This window comes from Spiroplasma ixodetis, from assembly GCF_040369795.1.
GTDB lineage: Bacteria > Bacillota_I > Bacilli_A > Mycoplasmatales > VBWQ01 > Spiroplasma_E > Spiroplasma_E ixodetis_B.
Window position 1 is genome coordinate 509,309 of the sequence record NZ_AP028955.1, and the last position, 17,690, is coordinate 526,998.

General features: G+C 23.7%; 21 protein-coding genes and 1 pseudogene. 15 read left to right on the plus strand and 7 right to left on the minus strand.

The window, feature by feature from the left end; translation table 4 throughout:
• Nucleotides 1-43: 43 nt before the first annotated feature.
• The 8 genes from ABWV63_RS03630 (at nt 44) to fba (ending at nt 9,652) form a co-directional block, all read left to right on the plus strand.
• Entirely contained in the window at nt 44-847 is an 804-nt protein-coding gene (locus ABWV63_RS03630) for a hypothetical protein (protein WP_353306851.1), read from the plus strand.
• A gap of 22 nt (nt 848-869) precedes the next feature.
• A complete protein-coding gene (gene gltX, locus ABWV63_RS03635) occupies nt 870-2,315 on the plus strand; it encodes a glutamate--tRNA ligase (RefSeq protein WP_353306852.1) in 1,446 nt (481 codons plus the stop codon).
• Between the two features lie 189 nt (nt 2,316-2,504).
• Nucleotides 2,505-3,698 (plus strand): HD domain-containing protein, encoded by a 1,194-nt coding sequence (locus ABWV63_RS03640; protein WP_353306853.1) that lies wholly within the window; start codon nt 2,505-2,507, stop codon nt 3,696-3,698.
• A 31-nt stretch (nt 3,699-3,729) separates the two neighbouring features.
• Nucleotides 3,730-4,821, plus strand: coding sequence for a hypothetical protein (locus tag ABWV63_RS03645; RefSeq protein WP_353306854.1), 1,092 nt, complete (start codon nt 3,730-3,732; stop codon nt 4,819-4,821).
• Between the two features lie 83 nt (nt 4,822-4,904).
• Nucleotides 4,905-6,545, plus strand: coding sequence for an arginine--tRNA ligase (gene argS, locus ABWV63_RS03650; RefSeq protein ID WP_353306855.1), 1,641 nt, complete (start codon nt 4,905-4,907; stop codon nt 6,543-6,545).
• Nucleotides 6,546-6,596: 51 nt separating this feature from the next.
• The gene (gene rpoE / locus ABWV63_RS03655) at nt 6,597-7,004 is read left to right on the plus strand and encodes a DNA-directed RNA polymerase subunit delta (RefSeq protein WP_353306856.1); all 408 of its coding nucleotides are present in this window, start codon (nt 6,597-6,599) and stop codon (nt 7,002-7,004) included.
• A gap of 36 nt (nt 7,005-7,040) precedes the next feature.
• Nucleotides 7,041-8,645: a CTP synthase gene (locus tag ABWV63_RS03660; protein ID WP_353306857.1), complete on the plus strand. Its 1,605-nt coding sequence runs from the start codon at nt 7,041-7,043 to the stop codon at nt 8,643-8,645.
• Nucleotides 8,646-8,782: 137 nt separating this feature from the next.
• Nucleotides 8,783-9,652: a class II fructose-1,6-bisphosphate aldolase gene (gene fba / locus ABWV63_RS03665; RefSeq protein ID WP_353306858.1), complete on the plus strand. Its 870-nt coding sequence runs from the start codon at nt 8,783-8,785 to the stop codon at nt 9,650-9,652.
• A gap of 302 nt (nt 9,653-9,954) precedes the next feature.
• Here fba and ABWV63_RS03670 read toward each other — a convergent pair whose 3' ends face one another.
• From ABWV63_RS03670 to ABWV63_RS03695, 6 genes and pseudogenes are all read right to left on the minus strand, one after another.
• The gene (locus ABWV63_RS03670; RefSeq protein ID WP_353307165.1) at nt 9,955-10,764 is read right to left on the minus strand and encodes an IS256 family transposase; all 810 of its coding nucleotides are present in this window, start codon (nt 10,762-10,764) and stop codon (nt 9,955-9,957) included.
• A 6-nt stretch (nt 10,765-10,770) separates the two neighbouring features.
• A complete protein-coding gene (locus ABWV63_RS03675; RefSeq protein WP_353306859.1) occupies nt 10,771-10,914 on the minus strand; it encodes a hypothetical protein in 144 nt (47 codons plus the stop codon).
• A gap of 195 nt (nt 10,915-11,109) precedes the next feature.
• On the minus strand, nt 11,110-11,517 hold the full coding sequence (locus ABWV63_RS03680; protein ID WP_353305654.1) for a transposase family protein: 408 nt from the start codon (nt 11,515-11,517) through the stop codon (nt 11,110-11,112).
• A 23-nt stretch (nt 11,518-11,540) separates the two neighbouring features.
• Nucleotides 11,541-11,882: a transposase family protein gene (locus ABWV63_RS03685; protein WP_353306860.1), complete on the minus strand. Its 342-nt coding sequence runs from the start codon at nt 11,880-11,882 to the stop codon at nt 11,541-11,543.
• A 163-nt stretch (nt 11,883-12,045) separates the two neighbouring features.
• Complete coding sequence (locus tag ABWV63_RS03690) at nt 12,046-12,174, minus strand: hypothetical protein (protein ID WP_353306861.1); 129 nt, start codon at nt 12,172-12,174, stop codon at nt 12,046-12,048.
• A gap of 57 nt (nt 12,175-12,231) precedes the next feature.
• Nucleotides 12,232-12,664, minus strand: a pseudogene (locus ABWV63_RS03695) (PPC domain-containing DNA-binding protein).
• Nucleotides 12,665-12,854: 190 nt separating this feature from the next.
• Between ABWV63_RS03695 and rpiB the strand changes: the two are divergent.
• From rpiB to ABWV63_RS03730, 7 genes are all read left to right on the plus strand, one after another.
• Nucleotides 12,855-13,298 (plus strand): ribose 5-phosphate isomerase B, encoded by a 444-nt coding sequence (rpiB, locus tag ABWV63_RS03700; protein ID WP_353306862.1) that lies wholly within the window; start codon nt 12,855-12,857, stop codon nt 13,296-13,298.
• Between the two features lie 37 nt (nt 13,299-13,335).
• Nucleotides 13,336-14,637, plus strand: a complete 1,302-nt coding sequence (gene glyA / locus ABWV63_RS03705) for a serine hydroxymethyltransferase (protein WP_353306863.1) — start codon at nt 13,336-13,338, stop codon at nt 14,635-14,637.
• Between the two features lie 266 nt (nt 14,638-14,903).
• A complete protein-coding gene (locus ABWV63_RS03710) occupies nt 14,904-15,806 on the plus strand; it encodes an IS256 family transposase (RefSeq protein WP_353307166.1) in 903 nt (300 codons plus the stop codon).
• Between the two features lie 78 nt (nt 15,807-15,884).
• A complete protein-coding gene (locus ABWV63_RS03715; protein WP_353306864.1) occupies nt 15,885-16,307 on the plus strand; it encodes a transposase family protein in 423 nt (140 codons plus the stop codon).
• A 23-nt stretch (nt 16,308-16,330) separates the two neighbouring features.
• Nucleotides 16,331-16,738 carry a transposase family protein gene (locus tag ABWV63_RS03720; RefSeq protein WP_353306865.1) on the plus strand — a complete coding sequence of 136 codons (408 nt, stop codon included), beginning with the start codon at nt 16,331-16,333 and terminating at the stop codon, nt 16,736-16,738.
• Between the two features lie 202 nt (nt 16,739-16,940).
• Nucleotides 16,941-17,075, plus strand: coding sequence for a transposase (locus tag ABWV63_RS03725; RefSeq protein ID WP_353306866.1), 135 nt, complete (start codon nt 16,941-16,943; stop codon nt 17,073-17,075).
• The gene (locus ABWV63_RS03730) at nt 17,062-17,193 is read left to right on the plus strand and encodes a hypothetical protein (RefSeq protein WP_353306867.1); all 132 of its coding nucleotides are present in this window, start codon (nt 17,062-17,064) and stop codon (nt 17,191-17,193) included. The genes ABWV63_RS03725 and ABWV63_RS03730 overlap by 14 nt, the downstream gene beginning before the upstream one ends.
• On the opposite strand, the gene ABWV63_RS03735 is transcribed toward ABWV63_RS03730, so the two are convergent.
• The gene (locus tag ABWV63_RS03735) at nt 17,190-17,636 is read right to left on the minus strand and encodes an IS630 transposase-related protein (RefSeq protein ID WP_353306868.1); all 447 of its coding nucleotides are present in this window, start codon (nt 17,634-17,636) and stop codon (nt 17,190-17,192) included. The genes ABWV63_RS03730 and ABWV63_RS03735 overlap by 4 nt on opposite strands.
• Between the last annotated feature and the right edge of the window lie 54 nt (nt 17,637-17,690).

Here is a 17,690-nt window from a genome sequence, read left to right on the forward strand (position 1 = left end):
ATTTAGTAAAAAAACTTTGAATATTAAATAAGGGGGCAGATTTATGAGAATTCGTAATTGGTCGTTTATTAGTTTTTATTTATTATTAATCACATTTATTATTTATGAATTATTTTTTTTAATTGCTTTGTCAAAAAATACAGTTTTAAAAGATTTATATTATTATGGTTTTGAAATTGCAGAACCTTCACCAAGTTTTAATCCTTCAAGTTATACTGCAGTTTATTATTTACCAGTAATAGGTTTGATTGTAAGTAGTTTTGGGTTGATAAGTTGTATTTTTACGGCAAGAGTTTTTCTTGAAAAATCTCCTCGTTTTAAATTTGTATTTTTAGTTGTAAACTTTATAATTTTTGTTGTTGGATTTTTAATAAGTTTTTCTGGCCAATTGCTTTATTGTGAATGAAGTAATGATAGTGCACAAATAATACCTAATAGGGGTGGAACAATTGAAACACCAAGTTTTTATTATCGAAATTGATTTTCTTCAACAATTGTTTGATCAATTTTTGGTTTTTATTTTGCATTACTTGTTGCAGCAGTTATTTTATTACTTAAATTAAATTTAATTAATGTTCAAACATATCACTTTTATCGTCAACGTATTGAACAAGCAATTGAATTTGAACCAGAATTAAAACAACCATTACCAAGTTCTAATGAATTTGATCCAAATGATACACAGACTATTACAATTTTTCTTGATGAAGAAGTAAATGAAAAATTACAATCTAAAACTAATCGTAAAAAAATAATAAAGTCCTCTAAAAATAATAAAAAAAAATTAAATTCTAAAAAAAAGACTAATAAAGTAGAAAAAAAAGTTAGTAAGATTAAAAAATCTTAAATTTAATAAAGATGGTGAAAATATGAAAATTCGTGTACGATATGCACCTAGTCCTACTGGTTATTTACATATTGGTGGCGCTAGAACAGCATTATTTAATTATTTATTTGCAAAAAATAACAAAGGAGATTTTATAGTCAGAATTGAAGATACTGATTTAGAACGTAATATTGAAGATGGAATTAGTTCGCAATTAGATAATTTACGTTGAATGGGAATAATTCCTGATGAAACTATTGATTTACCAGGTAAATACGGTCCTTATAAACAAACTGAACGTTTAAATATATATATTCAACATGCATTAATAATAATAAAAGAAAAAAAAGCATATTATTGTTTTTGTACACCTCAATATCTAGAAGAAATGCGTAAGAAACAAGCAGATAAAAATATTTTAGCTTTCCAGTATGATGGAACATGTTCAAAATTAGAGCAGTCTGTAATTGAAGAAAATTTACAAAATAAAATTTCATATGCTATTAGAGTTAAAATTCCCACTAATAAAAGTTATAAAATTAAAGATTTAGTTCGTGGTAATGTTGAATTTAATTCAGTAGACTTAGGAGATTACATTATTATTAAATCAAATGGAGTGGCCACTTATAATTTCGCTGTTGTTATTGATGATCATTTAATGGAAATAAGTCATGTTTTTCGTGGTGAAGAACATTTGTCAAATACACCAAAACAATTAGTTATTTATGAGTATTTTAATTGGAAAATGCCAATTTTTGCCCACTTAACATTAATTGTTAATAATAAACGTAAAAAATTATCAAAACGTGATGGTAACATTATCCAATTTATTCATCAATATCGTAAAGAAGGATATTTACCAGAAGCAATTTTTAATTTTATTGCTTTATTAGGATGAAGTTCGCACGAAGAAAAAGAAATTTATACTAAAGAACAATTAATTAAATTATTTGCCCCAAAATATTTAAGTAAAGCACCAAGCATGTTTGATCCAGAAAAATTAGTGTGAATGAATAATTATTATATTAAAAGATTAAATGTTGAACAATACTTAACTTTAGTAACGCCTTTTATTAAAGAAAAATATAATTGAAATAGCAAAACTATTGAATGATGAAAAGAAGTATTATTAATTTATCAATCACAGTTAGAATATGGTAGTCAAATTAATGAATTGGTAAGTTTATTTTTTAAAAATAATTTTAAGGTAGATATAGAAGCAAAGACTTTTTTGAATGATAATGAATGTAACTTAGTTTGTACAACATTTATTAAAAAGATTATTGATTGTAAAAATTGAACTAGCGATAATATTAAAAACATTATTACTGAAGTTAAAAAAGAAACTAATGTTAACGGCAAATTATTATTTATGCCAATTAGAATTATTACGACAGGACAAATGCATGGACCTGATTTAGTTAGCAGCATTAAACTATTAGGTTATGATACCATTATTAATAATGTGAAATTAAATTTTAAATATTAAAAAAAATAATTATTATTACTTATATAGAAAATATAATATTTACTTTTGTTATAAATAAAAATTATAAAATTGCTCTTTTTACTCAAAATAATTATTAAAATATAAGAAAAAGTTTATATTATGTTACTATTAAAATAAAAAATTAATAATACCTAAAATTTATAAGATATTAATGAGAGGTTAAAATTTATGTCAAGCAATAATTATAAAGTAACTTTTATTCGTGACGCTATACACAAAAATATTAATATCAGCGAACCCGTTATTCAGGCGTTAATATCTTGTAAAGAATTTCAAAGATTAAGATGAATTAATCAACTTGGTGGTGTGCAAATTGCTTTTCCTAATGCAACTCATACTAGATATGTTCATAGTATCGGTGTTTATAATATATTAAATCGTGTTCTTAGTGAAGTTGAAGGTTCTTCTTTATTAACTAAAGAGGAAAAAATAAACATTAAAATTGCTGGTTTATTACATGATTTAGGACACGGTCCTTTTTCACACACTTTTGAAAAAGTCATAAACCTTAATGTTAATAAAAAAGAAAATTTTACTCATGAAGATTATACTTGTGCTATTATTAATGATAATAGTACTGAAATTAACATGATTTTAAAACAATTTAATATTAATATTAATGATATTATTGGTATCATTAAGAAGGATTATAAAAATTATCCTAAATATCAAATTCAATTGGTATCATCGCAATTAGATTGTGATCGTATTGATTATTTAATGCGTGATGGATATTTTACAGGAGTTGGTTATGGAAGTATTGATATTGATTGAATTATTACAAATATGATAATTGATATTAAAGAGGGTTTAGTTTTTTCATACAAAGCAATTTCTGCTATTGAAAATTATTTAATCACAAGGTTCCATATGTATTCTCAAGTTTATTATCATAAAAGTGGAATTCTTTTTGATCTTAATTTACAAAAATTATTTTCAAGAATAACTGAATTATATTTTAATAAAACTTATTCATTTAAAGTCAATATTCATGATTTTATTGCTATTTTTGAGGGAAAAAGGGTTGAAATACAAAGATATTTAAATTGAACAGATGCTACTTTAATTAAATTAATGCAAGATATTATTAATTTTGAAAAAGATAATGAGTTAGTAAAAATATCAAAAGTAATTTTATTTTGTTTTAACTGAGAAAATGAATTGTTATTATTAACAAGTCAAAATAACAATAATGTTATTGGTGTTAAACAAGATTTAAAAAATGTACTTTATTATTTTAAAAAAGATCCAATTATTATTAAAACAAAAAACGAAGAGTATATTACTTTAGAAAAAATCTCACAAATTTTGCAAGATCCAATTAAAGCACCAAATACAATTTATTTTTTAAAAAAGAAATAGCAATTTAAAAGTGTTATAAAATGAGGTAATTATGAAAATTTTAAAATCAATTAATAAAGTTTTTGAGTATCCAAATATTTTAGATTTAACGCCAGGAGATTTTTACTTAAATTCACATGAGTATCACTTAGCAACGCAAGAAGTAATAGTGATATTGGGTGTATTAATTAATAAAGAAAAAATTGAAAATGCTATTAAAACTTTAAATTTTACTTGAATAAATTTTAAAGAAAAAGTAATAGTTTATTTTTCTATTTTTGCCTACCTTATAATAGGTAATGAATATAATGATTTAAAATCAGTTAAAATAAATCAAATTAAATTTAAAGATAATACGTTAAAAATTAAATTTAAAGAAACATTACTTACAATGATTAATAAGTTTCCAAGAACTTTGCATTTAACTAATGTTTTGGGTAATGATAATGATCGCGCTAATATGTATGCAGTTAACGCTATTTTAAATATTAAAAAAGGGATTGGATATGATAATTTTAATATTACTCTTTTTTCAGTATATCAATCGTTAGAATTAAAACTAAAGCATTGTTTAAGAAAATATATTCAAGTTGAACCTTCAGCTAGTAAGAAAAAATTTAATTTTCATAATTTAATACGATTGATTAAATTAATTAGTACTACAAGAGTTGAAAGTGAGGAAATGAGTAAAATATTATTAAATTTAAGAGAACGTTTGCGCTATTTTGAACAAATTAATCCTGGTGGTCAAGCAGCAAGATATGAAGCTGAGATAAATCATAATTATTTTCATAATTTAAATTCGTATATAATTAATGAACAAGAATTACTAAGTAATTTTGTCAAGGCTTTAAGTTTATTACAAGAATTATATTTAAAATTAATAGAATTATATAAAGATGATAATACTAAAGTTAAAATTCAAAAAAAAATTGATTTAGAATTAGTTAAAGTTTCAGGAATTAAGATCGAAGATGATCCAAAAAAAATTAATGATAAATTAAGAAATGTACTGGATAATCAAATTTTTGGTAACTATCAAGAATTAATTGATTTAAATTACAATGATGTTTCTATTTTGGAATTTTTAATCAGAATTGGATTTATACAGTATGTTAATGATACAATTGAGCAACTTTTATAAAAAAGTATTTATTTTTATTTTTTTATATGATATAAATTAAATTTATGAGTATAATATTTTAGAAATTGAAAGGGGTCTGAACTGTGGACAGTTATGTTATTAATGAACTCACTACTATTATTCTTGATGCAGTAGCATTTGCAAATTATGAAATAGAATTGAATCAAGTTGTTATTGAAATTAATAAAAATAATGACTTAGGTGATTATTATACATCAATAGCAATGATATTAGCAAAAAAATATAAACAAAAACCATTAGACATTGCTGAAATTATAGTTAAAAATATTCATCAGAAACACCCATTAATTAAAAAAATTGATTATATTACTCCTGGTTTTATTAATATTAATATTAATTTTGAAGTATTTAGTTTGTTATTAATGAAAATTATTAATGAGAAATCATTATATGGTCAATCTAATAAAAAAAATATTACTTATAATATTGAATTTATTAGCGCTAATCCAACCGGACTTTTACATTTAGGACATGCAAGAAATGCGGCTATTGGTGATAGTTTAGCTAATATATTAGAACATAGAGGATATAATATAGTTAGAGAATACTATATTAATGATGCTGGTAATCAAATTAATGTTTTGGCCAATTCAATTTTCATAAATTATCAAAATCTTTGTGGCAATGCTGTTGAATTACCAAAAAAAAGTTATCGTGGTTCTGAAATTTTAACTGCTGCACAATCATTTTTGAAATTAAATGGTAATAAATTTGCAAATAAGCCTTTTGATGAAACCTCTTCTTTAATTTTTAAAGAATTTGGTATTAATTATATGCTTTCAGAAATTAAAAAAGATTTAAAAAAATTTAAAGTTAAAATTAATATTTGATTTTCTGAATCATTTTTATATAAAGAAAATATTATTTCTAATTTAATCAAACAATTTGAAATGCAAGGCAATACTTATCAACTTGATGGTGCTATTTTTTTAAAAACTACTTTATTTGAAGATGATAAAGATCGTGTAATTGTTAAGAAAGACAAAACTTATACATATATGCTTCCTGACTTGGCTTATCATTATATTAAATTTCAACGTAGTGATGTGTTAATTAATATTTGAGGAGCAGATCATTATGGCTATATTCCGCGAATTAAAGCAGGATTATATATCATTAATAATGATGCCACTAAACTTGATATTTTATGTATGCAAATGGTAAAGGTTATTGATAATGGCAAAGAACAAAAAATGTCAAAAAGAGCAGGAACATCAATAACTTTAAGACATATGATAGATTTAATCGGAAAGGATGCTTTACGTTATTTTTTAGTATCAAGGTCAGTTGAATCACATCTTGATATTGATTTAGCACTTGCTAAACAACAATCTAACGAAAATCCTGTTTATTATGCTCAATATGTTCATGCACGTATAAATCAAATTATAGAGAATTATCCAAAATTTGAAATTGCAAATAGTATTAATTTATTAACGGAACAAAAGGAAAAAGAATTATTGATTACATTAGATGAATATATAATTATTTTGCAAAAAATTGAAAAACAGCATCAACCTCATTTACTTACAAATTATATTCAGAAATTAGCTAAGTTATTTCATTCTTATTATAATAAACATAAAGTTATTAGTGAAGATCAACAATTAACAATTCAACGATTAACATTAGTTTTAGCAATAAAACAAATAATGGCCAATGCTTTAAATTTAATTGGTGTGGATGCGCCTAAAAAGATGTAAAAAATATATTTTTTATTATTTATAATATACAATTTAGAAGGTGATTAAGAAATGCAAAACAAACAAACATTAGCAGAAGTAGCATATAGTTTTTTATGCAAAAATAAAAAAAGCAGTTTTAATGAAATTTGAACACATGTTAAAAAACAATGTAATATTTCTAAAGAAGATGAAGAAAAAATTGCTGGTGAACTTTATACTGAAATTATTTTAAATACCAATTTTTTCTTAAAAAATGATAAACTTTGATATCCACGTAATGAAGTCTCATTAGAGGAAATTAAAGAACATATGACAAGAGTAGAAATTCCAATTAATACAAAAGACGAAATTGATAGTACTGAAAAAGTTACAGATAATGATGAAACTATAGATTTAAGTGAAGACGTAGAAGATGAAGATGATGATTTAGATACCATTAGTATTAAACCATTAGAAGATAGTTATGATGATGAATAATAATGATATTATTAATTAATATTTAGGAGAAAACTAATGAATTCAAAGTATATATTTATTACTGGTGGTGTTGTATCATCTTTAGGTAAAGGAATTACAGCAGCATCGCTTGGGCGTATATTAAAGCAAAAAAATATTAAGATTTTTATGCAAAAATTTGACCCTTATATTAATGTTGACCCAGGTACTATGAGTCCTTATCAACACGGTGAAGTATATGTAACTAGTGATGGTGCTGAAACTGATTTAGATTTAGGTCATTATGAACGTTTTATTGATGAAAATCTGACTAGAGATTCCAATATTACTGCCGGAAAAGTATACCAAACTGTTTTAAAAAAGGAACGTGATGGTTTTTACGAAGGGAAAACTGTACAAGTTGTACCTCATGTTACTGATGAAATTAAAAAACATATTTTTAATTCCGCAATTAATAGTAAGGCTGATGTTATTATTACCGAAATTGGTGGAACAGTTGGTGATATTGAATCATTAGCTTTTATTGAAGCCATTAGACAAGTTAAAAACGAAAAAGGTCATGAAAATGTTATTGTTATTCACACTACATTAATTCCTTATTTACATTCGGTTGGTGAATTTAAAACGAAACCCAGTCAACATTCAGTAAAAGAAATATTATCATTAGGTATTCAACCTGATATTTTGGTTTGTCGTAGTGAAACTATGCCACCTGAACATATTTTTGATAAATTATCTTTATTTTGTAATATTAAACGCAGTCATGTTTTAGCAATTCCTGATTGTGATAATATTTATAAAGTGCCATTATCTTTAGAACAACAAAAAATTGATGAAGTAGTTTCAGAATTATTAAAGTTAAATAAAACTAAACCAGATATGTCAGAATGACATGCAATTTTTAAAAAGTTAGATAATATTAATCAAGAAGTTACTGTTGGTATTGTGGCAAAGTATTCGAATTTAAGTGATGCTTACTTATCAGTAATTGAATCATTGAAAATTGCAGGTTATAGTCTTAATACTAAAGTTAATTATAAAATTATTAACGCCGAAAGTTTAGATAGTAAAAACATTAATTTTATGCTTTCTCCTTTCCGAGCAATAATTGTTCCTGGTGGCTTTGGTAATCGTGGTGTTGAAGGCAAAATCAATGCAATTAATTATACTCGAGTTAATAAAGTTCCTTTCTTGGGATTATGTTTAGGTATGCAGTTAGCTTGTATTGAATATGCTCGTAATGTATGTAATTTACAAGATGCTAACTCTACTGAATTTAATGAAAAAACTAAAAATCCTATTTTTGATTTATTACGTGGTAAAAATAAAAATGATCAAATTGGGGGAACTTTAAGATTGGGTAATTATCCAACCACTTTAATTAATGATTCATTAGCAAAATCTCTTTATAAACAAACTATTATTATTGAACGTCATCGTCATCGTTATGAATTTAATAATAGTTATAAAACATTACTTGCAAAAAATGGATTAATTTTTAGTGGTATATATAATAAAGAAGATTTGGTAGAAGTGATTGAGTTGCCAAAAGAAGTACATCCATTCTTTATTGCAAGTCAGTTTCATCCTGAGTTCACATCAAGAATTAATAAACCAAATCCTTTATTTTTAGGATTAATTAAAAGTATTATTAAAAAATAATGATAAAGTAAGAAAATTTAATTTTAAAATTGTTATAATTGTTATGAATTGTATATTCTCAAAATATATATGCAACTAGATTTTTTATGAAAATATATAATATAAGGTTATAATATTTTAAGAAAGAAGGAAAAGAAATGAATAAATTTGTTAGTGCAAAAAATATGATTGATAAAGCAAAAGCAGGTAAATATGCTGTTGCTCACTTTAATATTAATAATTTAGAATGAACAAGATCTATTCTTGAAGTTGCACAAGAAACTAAATCATCTGTTATTTTAGGTGTTTCAGAAGGTGCTATTAAATACATGGGTGGATTTAACACAGTTGTTAGTATGACTTTAGCGTTATTGAATGATTTAAATATTACTATTCCAGTGGCATTACATTTAGATCATGGTCAATCAGTAGATTCTTGTAAGAAAGCATTAGATGCTGGTTTTAGTTCAGTTATGTTTGATGGTTCTCATTTAGATTTTAATGAAAATATAAAAGGCACCAAAGAAGTAGTTACTTATGCTAAGAAAAAAAATGCATCTGTTGAAGCAGAAGCAGGTACTATCGGTGGTGAAGAAGACGGAGTTATTGGTAGTGGTGAGATTGCTAGTGAGGAAGATTGTAAATCATTAGCAGCTTTAGGAATTGACTTTTTAGCAGCCGGAATAAATAATATTCATGGAAAGTATCCTAAAAATTGAGATGGTTTAAATTTTGATGTGTTAAAAAATTTATCAGTAGCTTCAAATAAGCCAATGGTATTACATGGTGGTTCTGGAATTCCAAAAGATCAGGTTAAAAAAGCTATTAATTTAGGAATTAGTAAAATTAATGTTAATACTGAATTACAAGAAGTATTCGCCGCAGTTATTGAAAAATATGTTACGGAAGGAAAACTTAATGAATATAAAGGGTTTGATCCTAGAAAAATTTTTAAGCCAGGAATGGAAGCAATTAAACTTAAAGCTAAAGAATTATTAACAGAATTTGGTTCATTAGGAAAATCTTAAAAAAATGGTCATATTATTACTAGTATGACCATTTTTTTAAGATTTTCCTTAAATTAAGATAAATTTCAAATATGAAAATTACTTTTATTGAGGCTTTTTAAAAATCTGTGTATCTTTTTACAAAGTTACTAGTTTAGATTAATTCTATCTTCAAATTTTATCATAAAATGAGCAATTGCTGTATTTCAATTTTGAATGGGCATTGTTCATTTTTTTGTTATATTTTCAATTGCTAAGTAAAATATTTTAAAAACTGCTATATCATTTGGAAAAACTTTTTTATTTCTAATAACTTTTCGTAATTAACTATTAACAGATTCAATAGCATTTGTTGTATAAATCACTCTTTTGATTTCTGCAGGATAACTAATAAAAACCATTAAATTATCTCAATTTTTATATCATGATTTAGCAATTTGAGGATATTGTTTATTTCATTTACTTTCCAAAGATTCTAAAGCTTGCATTGCTTGTTCTTCACTACATGCACTATAAATTGGTTTTAAATCTGTAACTAGTGATTTTCTATGTTTGTATGAAACATATTTTAAACTATTTTTAATTTGATGAACTATGCATAATTGATGTTCGGTTTTAGGATAAACCGATTGTATTGCTTCTGACATTCCTGTTAAATTGTCACTACAAACAATAAGAATATCATTTAAGCCTCGATTTTTCATTTCTGTGAAATTAGATAATCAAAACTTAGAACCTTCATTTTCACTAATTCATAAACCTAAAACATCTTTTTTACCTTCTAAATCAACTCCTAGTGCTATATAAACTGATTTGTTAATAATGTGTTTATCTTGTCGTGCTTTAACTACTATACAATCAAAATAAACAATCGGATAAACACTTTCTGATGGTCGATTTTGTCATGCTTTAACATCATCAATAACATCATCAGTAATTTGACTAATAACACTTTCACTAATATCAGCGCCATGATATAACTCTTGTAACTGCATTCTAATATCTGATAAAGTCATGCCTTTGGCATATAATGAAAGAACTTGTTGATCAAAACCATCAAATCTTCTTTGTCTTTTTGCAACTATTACTGGCTCAAAATTACTATTACGATCTCGTGGTACATTAATCTCAATTTTACCTTATTGAGTTATTAATTTTTTCGAACTTATACCATCGCGAGCATTATCACTATTATTATGTTGATTTTTTTCATATCCTAAATAATTTTGCATTTCATAATTCAACATTTTTTCAACTAATCTTTTTGTTAATTCTTTAGACATATTCCGTAAATAAATTTAATCAATTGTCAATAATAATATTTATAAATTTTTTAGTGTTAATAATTATAGAAGTTAATATTTTTAAAAAAATACTTTAAAAATAAATTTATATTTCAAACACAAAAATTGTTAATATTATTTTTATATTAACTTGATAAAAATTTAAATTTTTAAAAAAATATTTTTAATATTTTTTTATTTTAATGGTTTTGTTTTATTAAAAATTTCACAAAGTAAGTTAAATCTTAAGTACATAAGTCTAAATATACTTTTTCTACATTTATTTATTAAAATTTTGAATCTTTTTAATCAAGCAAAAACATGTTCAACTTTAATTCTAATTTTTGAAATAATTTTATTGTAGATTTTTTCTTGTTTAGTTAATTTTTTATTTTTAGTTTTTTTAATCGGTAATATAGTATTTTTATAAATATTTTGTATTCCTTGATATCCCAAATCACCAATAATTATTGTTTTTTCTGAAAATTCAAGATTTGAATTTTTTAATATTTGAAAATCATGTACTTTTCCATTATCAGCAAAAATATCAACAATTTTTTTATTAAAAAAGTCATATATAATTTGAAATTTTATAGAAAACATTCAACTTTTACCAGAAAAATATTCTAACTGTAGTTTTTTTTAGTTGGTCTTTCAATTTCAATTTCAGTTGAATCAATTAAATAAAATTGAAATTCATTTAAATCTTCTTGTTTTTTATCAATTTTTGATTTATATTTTGTTTTTAAAAACTGATAATCTTTGTCATCACTAATTTTATTTTCTACTCAAGTAATATTTTGAAAACAACTTGATGCACTCATTTTATATTTAATACTCATTTGGAAAAAAGTATAATATTCTTTTCAGTATACTAAAGTCATCATCAATCTTTCTTCAACTGAAAGTTTATATTTTCTACCTTTAGTTTTTTTTAAATTTTCTATTTCAATTAATTTTGTTAACATTTCATCAAAATGAAAACGTTTTATACCAAAATATCTATAAAATTGTTCATTTTTTAATTTTTTTAAATTTTAAAAATTCATTTTTATCAACACCTTATTAATTTATTAATAAAGAAATTATAAAATAAATTTTAAATTATTAATTGACTTTTAAAAAATTTATTTACTGAATATGTCTTTTATATAAACCTCCCTCTTTAAAAACTGTTGTTAAATCTTCATTATTTTCTATTAATAAATCTACTGCTTTTGATATTGGATCATTATTATTAATATTTTGTTTTTTAGACATACGTAACTCACTCTTTCTAGTTATTTAATTTTATTTACTAGAATTAATTAAACATAGTTATTTTTGTAAGTTACATAGATTAATAAACATTATTCTTTTATTATCAATAACTTGTGATATTTTTTCATTACTTAAAATTTCGGCCTTAATAGCAACTTTCGCTTCTAACATATGACCACCAATTACGTTAAAATTATCATCACCAAAAGTAGTATGACAATGAATAATTGGTTTATTTCTATCTTTTTCATCTCAAATGATTGTTCCAATTGTTGATAACAATTCATATTGTTCAAGAAAATTTTTTTACATAATCAGTACTTTTTTTAGGAATGTAGCCTAAAGTGACATTAGTAATATCACCAATCATTTGGAATTGTGCCATTCCTATGTTTTCTTTAATAGCAAATTGCTCTAAAGTTTTAATAATCATTTCATCTTTTTCAATAATTAATGCATACTTATTTCCGATCATTTTTTTAATTTTCATAATAAGAATCTCACCTTTCTTTTAGCAGTATTTTAACATATTTATTAATAGCAATAATGACTAAAATTGATTATTATAGGAAAAAAATATTTTTCTTTTTGTAATAAAAATTATTTTAAAAAGAAAATATATTAATTTTAAAATTAATAGGTATAATAAAACTAATATTTAAACTAAGGAAGTGATAAAGTTGAAAACTAATGGTTTAGTAGTTGCTATTGGTAATGATCATACCGCTTATGAATTTAAACAACCAATTATTAAATTTTTACATACAGAAGGCTATCAAATTTTAGATTTAGGAACAAATAGCAGTGAACCTGTTGATTATCCTAATTTTGGTTTTAATGTTGCAAATGCTATTGTTAGTAAAAAAGCAGATTTTGGTATTGTAATTTGTGGTACTGGTATTGGTATTAGCATTGCTACCAATCGTATTAATGGTGTTCGTTGTGCTCTTTGCTATGAGGAAGAAATAGTAAGATTGGCAAGGCTTCATAATGACGCTAATGTTTTAGCACTAGGTGCTAGAATTATTTCTGATTATAAAGCAGTAGAACTTGTGAAATTATTTTTAAATACTAAAACAAGTGATGAAAAAAGACATCAATTAAGAGTTGCAAAACTAAAATAATTTTACTATTAAATTATTAAAGAGAGGATGTTTAAAAATGGATAAATCTTTTAATAAAGGTCTTGACCCAGAATTAAAAAAAATTGTGAAAGATGAATGACAACGTCAACAAAATCATATTGAATTAATAGCTTCAGAAAACTATGTATCACCAGCTGTACTTACACTTGCTGGAACAATATTAACTAATAAGTATGCAGAAGGTTATCCAGGGAGAAGATATTATAATGGTTGCAAAAATGTTGATAAAATTGAAAATTTGGCAATAGAGCGTTTTAAACAATTATTTAATTGTAATCATAAACCAGGTCAATGTAAAAAAGGTAATTTTCATGCTAATGTACAACCTCATTCTGGTAGTCAAGCTAATGCTGAAGCATATGCTGCTATATTACGTCCAGGTGATACTATTCTTGGTATGGAACTTGATGCCGGTGGTCATTTAACTCATGGTTATAAAATTAATTTTTCTGGTAAAATTTATCACGGTGTTAATTATGGTGTAAGTAAAAAGGATGAATATTTAGATTATGATGAAATTTTAAAAATTGCTAAAGAATGTAAACCAAAAATTATTGTAGCAGGAGCTAGTGCTTATTCAAGACTTATTGATTGATCAAAGTTTCGTAAAATTTCCGATACTGTTGGAGCATATTTAATGGTTGATATGGCGCATATTGCTGGATTAATTGCTGCTGGATTACATCAAAATCCTATTTGTTATGCTGATATTACAACAACAACAACTCATAAAACATTAAGAGGACCACGTGGTGGCGCTATTCTTTGCACTGAAGAATTAAAAAAGAAAATTGATAGTGCGGTATTTCCTGGTAATCAAGGTGGAGCATTGGAACATATTATTGCAGCAAAAGCACAAGCTTTTTATGAAGCATTAACACCAGAATTTAAAACTTATCAAATGCAAGTAATTAAAAATGTGCAAGCATTAGCAAAAACTTTTCTTGATGCAAAATTTCATGTAGTGGCGGGTGGAACTGATAATCATTTATTAACTGTTAATGTTACTAATATTAACGGTTTAAATGGCAAAGAAGCTGTTGATATTTTAGAAAAGATTAATATTGTTGCTAATAAGAATGGTGTTCCCTTTGATCCTTTACCAGCTGTTATTACTAGTGGTGTTCGTTTTGGTAGTCCAGCAATGACAACGAGAGGTTTTAAAGAAGAGCAGTTTATTGAATTAGGAAAGATTATTATTAGTGCTTGAAAATTACCTAAGGGTATTAATGATGATGGTTTACATGAATTAAGAAAAAAAGTTGATATACTTTTAAATAAATTTCCCATTTATGAAGATATAAAATTACCTCAATAATAAAATAATTATTTTATTTTTTTGAATCTTTAATTTCTTTTATTTTTTCAATAAAATTATTATCATATTTAGGTAATGTTTAGTAATTTGTGTAACTTACAAAAATAACTATGTTTAATTAATTCTAGTAAATAAAATTAAATAAATAGAAAGAGTGAGTTACTTATGTCTAAAAAAATATTAATAATAATGACCCAATATCAAAAGCAGTAGATTTATTACTAGAAAATACTGAAGATTTAACAACAGTTTTTAAAGAGGGAGATTTATATAAAGAATTAACAAAAAGATTAGTTGAAAAAATGTTGAATTCTGAAATGCAAAATTATTTAGGATATGAAAAAAATCAACATAATAATAGTGATAATGCTCGTAATGGTATAAGTTCAAAAAAATTAATAACTCAACAAGGTAAAATTGAGATTAATGTACCACGAGATCGTAATATTAATTTTGAGCCAGTAATAGTTGCAAAAAGGCAAATAAGATTTGATGGTTTTGATCAACAAGTTCTTTCATTATATGCCAAAGGCATGACTTTATCAGATATTAGAATGCAGTTACAAGAGTTATATCATGGTACTGATATTAGTGAAAGTGTTATTAGCCAAATTACTGATGATTTTATTGATGATGTTAAAGCATGACAAAATCGGCCATTAGAAAGTGTTTATCCGATTGTTTATTTTGATTGTATAGTAGTTAAAGTACGACAAGATAAACGCATTATTAACAAATCAGTTTATATAGCACTAGGAGTTGATTTAGAAGGTAAAAAAGATGTTTTAGGTTTATGAATTAGTGAAAATGAAGGTTCTAAGTTTTGATTATCTAATTTCATAGAAATGAAAAATCGAGGCTTAAATGATATTCTTATTGCTTGTAGCGACAATTTAACAGGAATGTCAGAAGCAATACAATCAGTTTATCCTAAAACCGAACATCAATTATGCATAGTTCATCAAATTAGAAATAGTTTAAAATATGTTTCATACAAACATAGAAAATCACTAGTTACAGATTTAAAACCAATTTATAGTGCATCTAGTGAAGAACAAGCAATGCAAGCTTTAGAATCTTTTGAAAGTAAATGAAATAAACAATATCCTCAAATTGCTAAATCATGATATAAAAATTGAGATAATTTAATAGACATATTCCGTAAATAAATTTTTTAAAAGTCAATTAATAATTTAAAATTTATTTTATAATTTCTTGATTAATAAATTAATAAGGTGTTGATAAAAATGAATTTTGAAAATTTAAAAAAATTAAAAAATGAACAATTTTATAGATATTTTGGTATAAAACGTTTTCATTTTGATGAAATGTTAACAAAATTAATTGAAATAGAAAATTTAAAAAAAACTAAAGGTAGAAAATATAAACTTTCAGTTGAAGAAAGATTGATGATGACTTTAGTATACCGAAAAGAATATTATACTTTTTCCCAAATGAGTATTAAATATAAAATGAGTGCATCAATTTGTTTTCGAAATATTACTTGAGTAGAAAATAAACTTAGTGATGACAAAGATTATCAGTTTTTAAAAACAAAATGAAAATCAAAAATTGAGAAAAAACAAGAAGATTTAAATGAATTTCAATTTTATTTAATTGATTCAACTGAAATTGAAATTGAAAGACCAACTAAAAAAAACTACAGTTAGAATATTTTTCTGGTAAAAGTTGAATGTTTTCTATAAAATTTCAAATTATATATGACTTTTTTAATAAAAAAATTGTTGATATTTTTGCTGATAATGGAAAAGTACATGATTTTCAAATATTAAAAAATTCAAATCTTGAATTTTCAGAAAAAACAATAATTATTGGCGATTTAGGATATCAAGGAATACAAAATATTTATAAAAATAATATATCACCAATTAAAAAAACTAAAAATAAAAAATTAACTAAACAAGAAAAAATCTACAATAAAATTATTTCAAAAATTAGAATTAAAGTTGAACATGTTTTTGCTTGATTAAAAAGATTCAAAATTTTAATAAATAAATGTAGAAAAAGTATATTTAGACTTATGTACTTAAGATTTAACTTACTTTGTGAAATTTTTAATAAAACAAAACCATTAAAATAAAAAAATATTTTTAATATTTTTTTAAAAATTTAAATTTTTATCAAGTTAATATAAAAATAATATTAACAATTTTTGTGTTTGAAATATAAATTTATTTTTAAATTATTTTTTTAAAAATATTAACTTCTATAATTATTAACACTAAAAAATTTATAAATATTATTATTGACAATTGATTAAATTTATTTACGGAATATGTCTAATGTTTTTTATTAGTTATCCTGCAGAAATCAAAAGAGTTATTTATACAGCAAATGCTATTGAATCCGTTAATAGTCAATTACGAAAAGTTATTAGAAATAAAAAATTTTTTTCCAAATGATATGGCAGTTTTTAAAATATTTTACTTAGCAATTGAAAATATAACAAAAAAATGAACAATGCCCATTAAAAATTGAAATACAGCAATTGCTCATTTTATGATAAAATTTGAAGATATAATTAATCTAAACTAGTAACTTTGTAAAAAGATACACAGATTTTTAAAAAGACTCTTCATTATTTTAGCTATTTCTTTTAAAAAATCTTCTTGTTTATTTTTATCTCTTTGTTCATATAGAAAAGTTTTTTTATATGTATAATTTAGTTTTTTGAAATAGTTATAAACTGTTTCTTTATTCGTATCACCAAATTTTTCAATTACTTTTTGAACTGTAACATCTTTATTTTGCGCTAAATAATTTTTTAATTCATCTAAATCCTTTATTTTGTGGCTATGTCCTTTTTGATAATTCAAAATTGGTTTTATATGCCCAGTTTCTTTTTTTCTTTTTCTTCATAAGAATAAAGTCTTTCTAGTAATATTGAACACTTTACAAATTTCTTTAATTTTCATGTTTTTACTTTCATAGGCTTCTATTACTTTTCTTCGTAAGTCTTCACTGTATGGTTTTGGCATAATTTAATCTTCCTAATCTATTTTAAATATTGCTGAATTGTACTTTTAAATTCA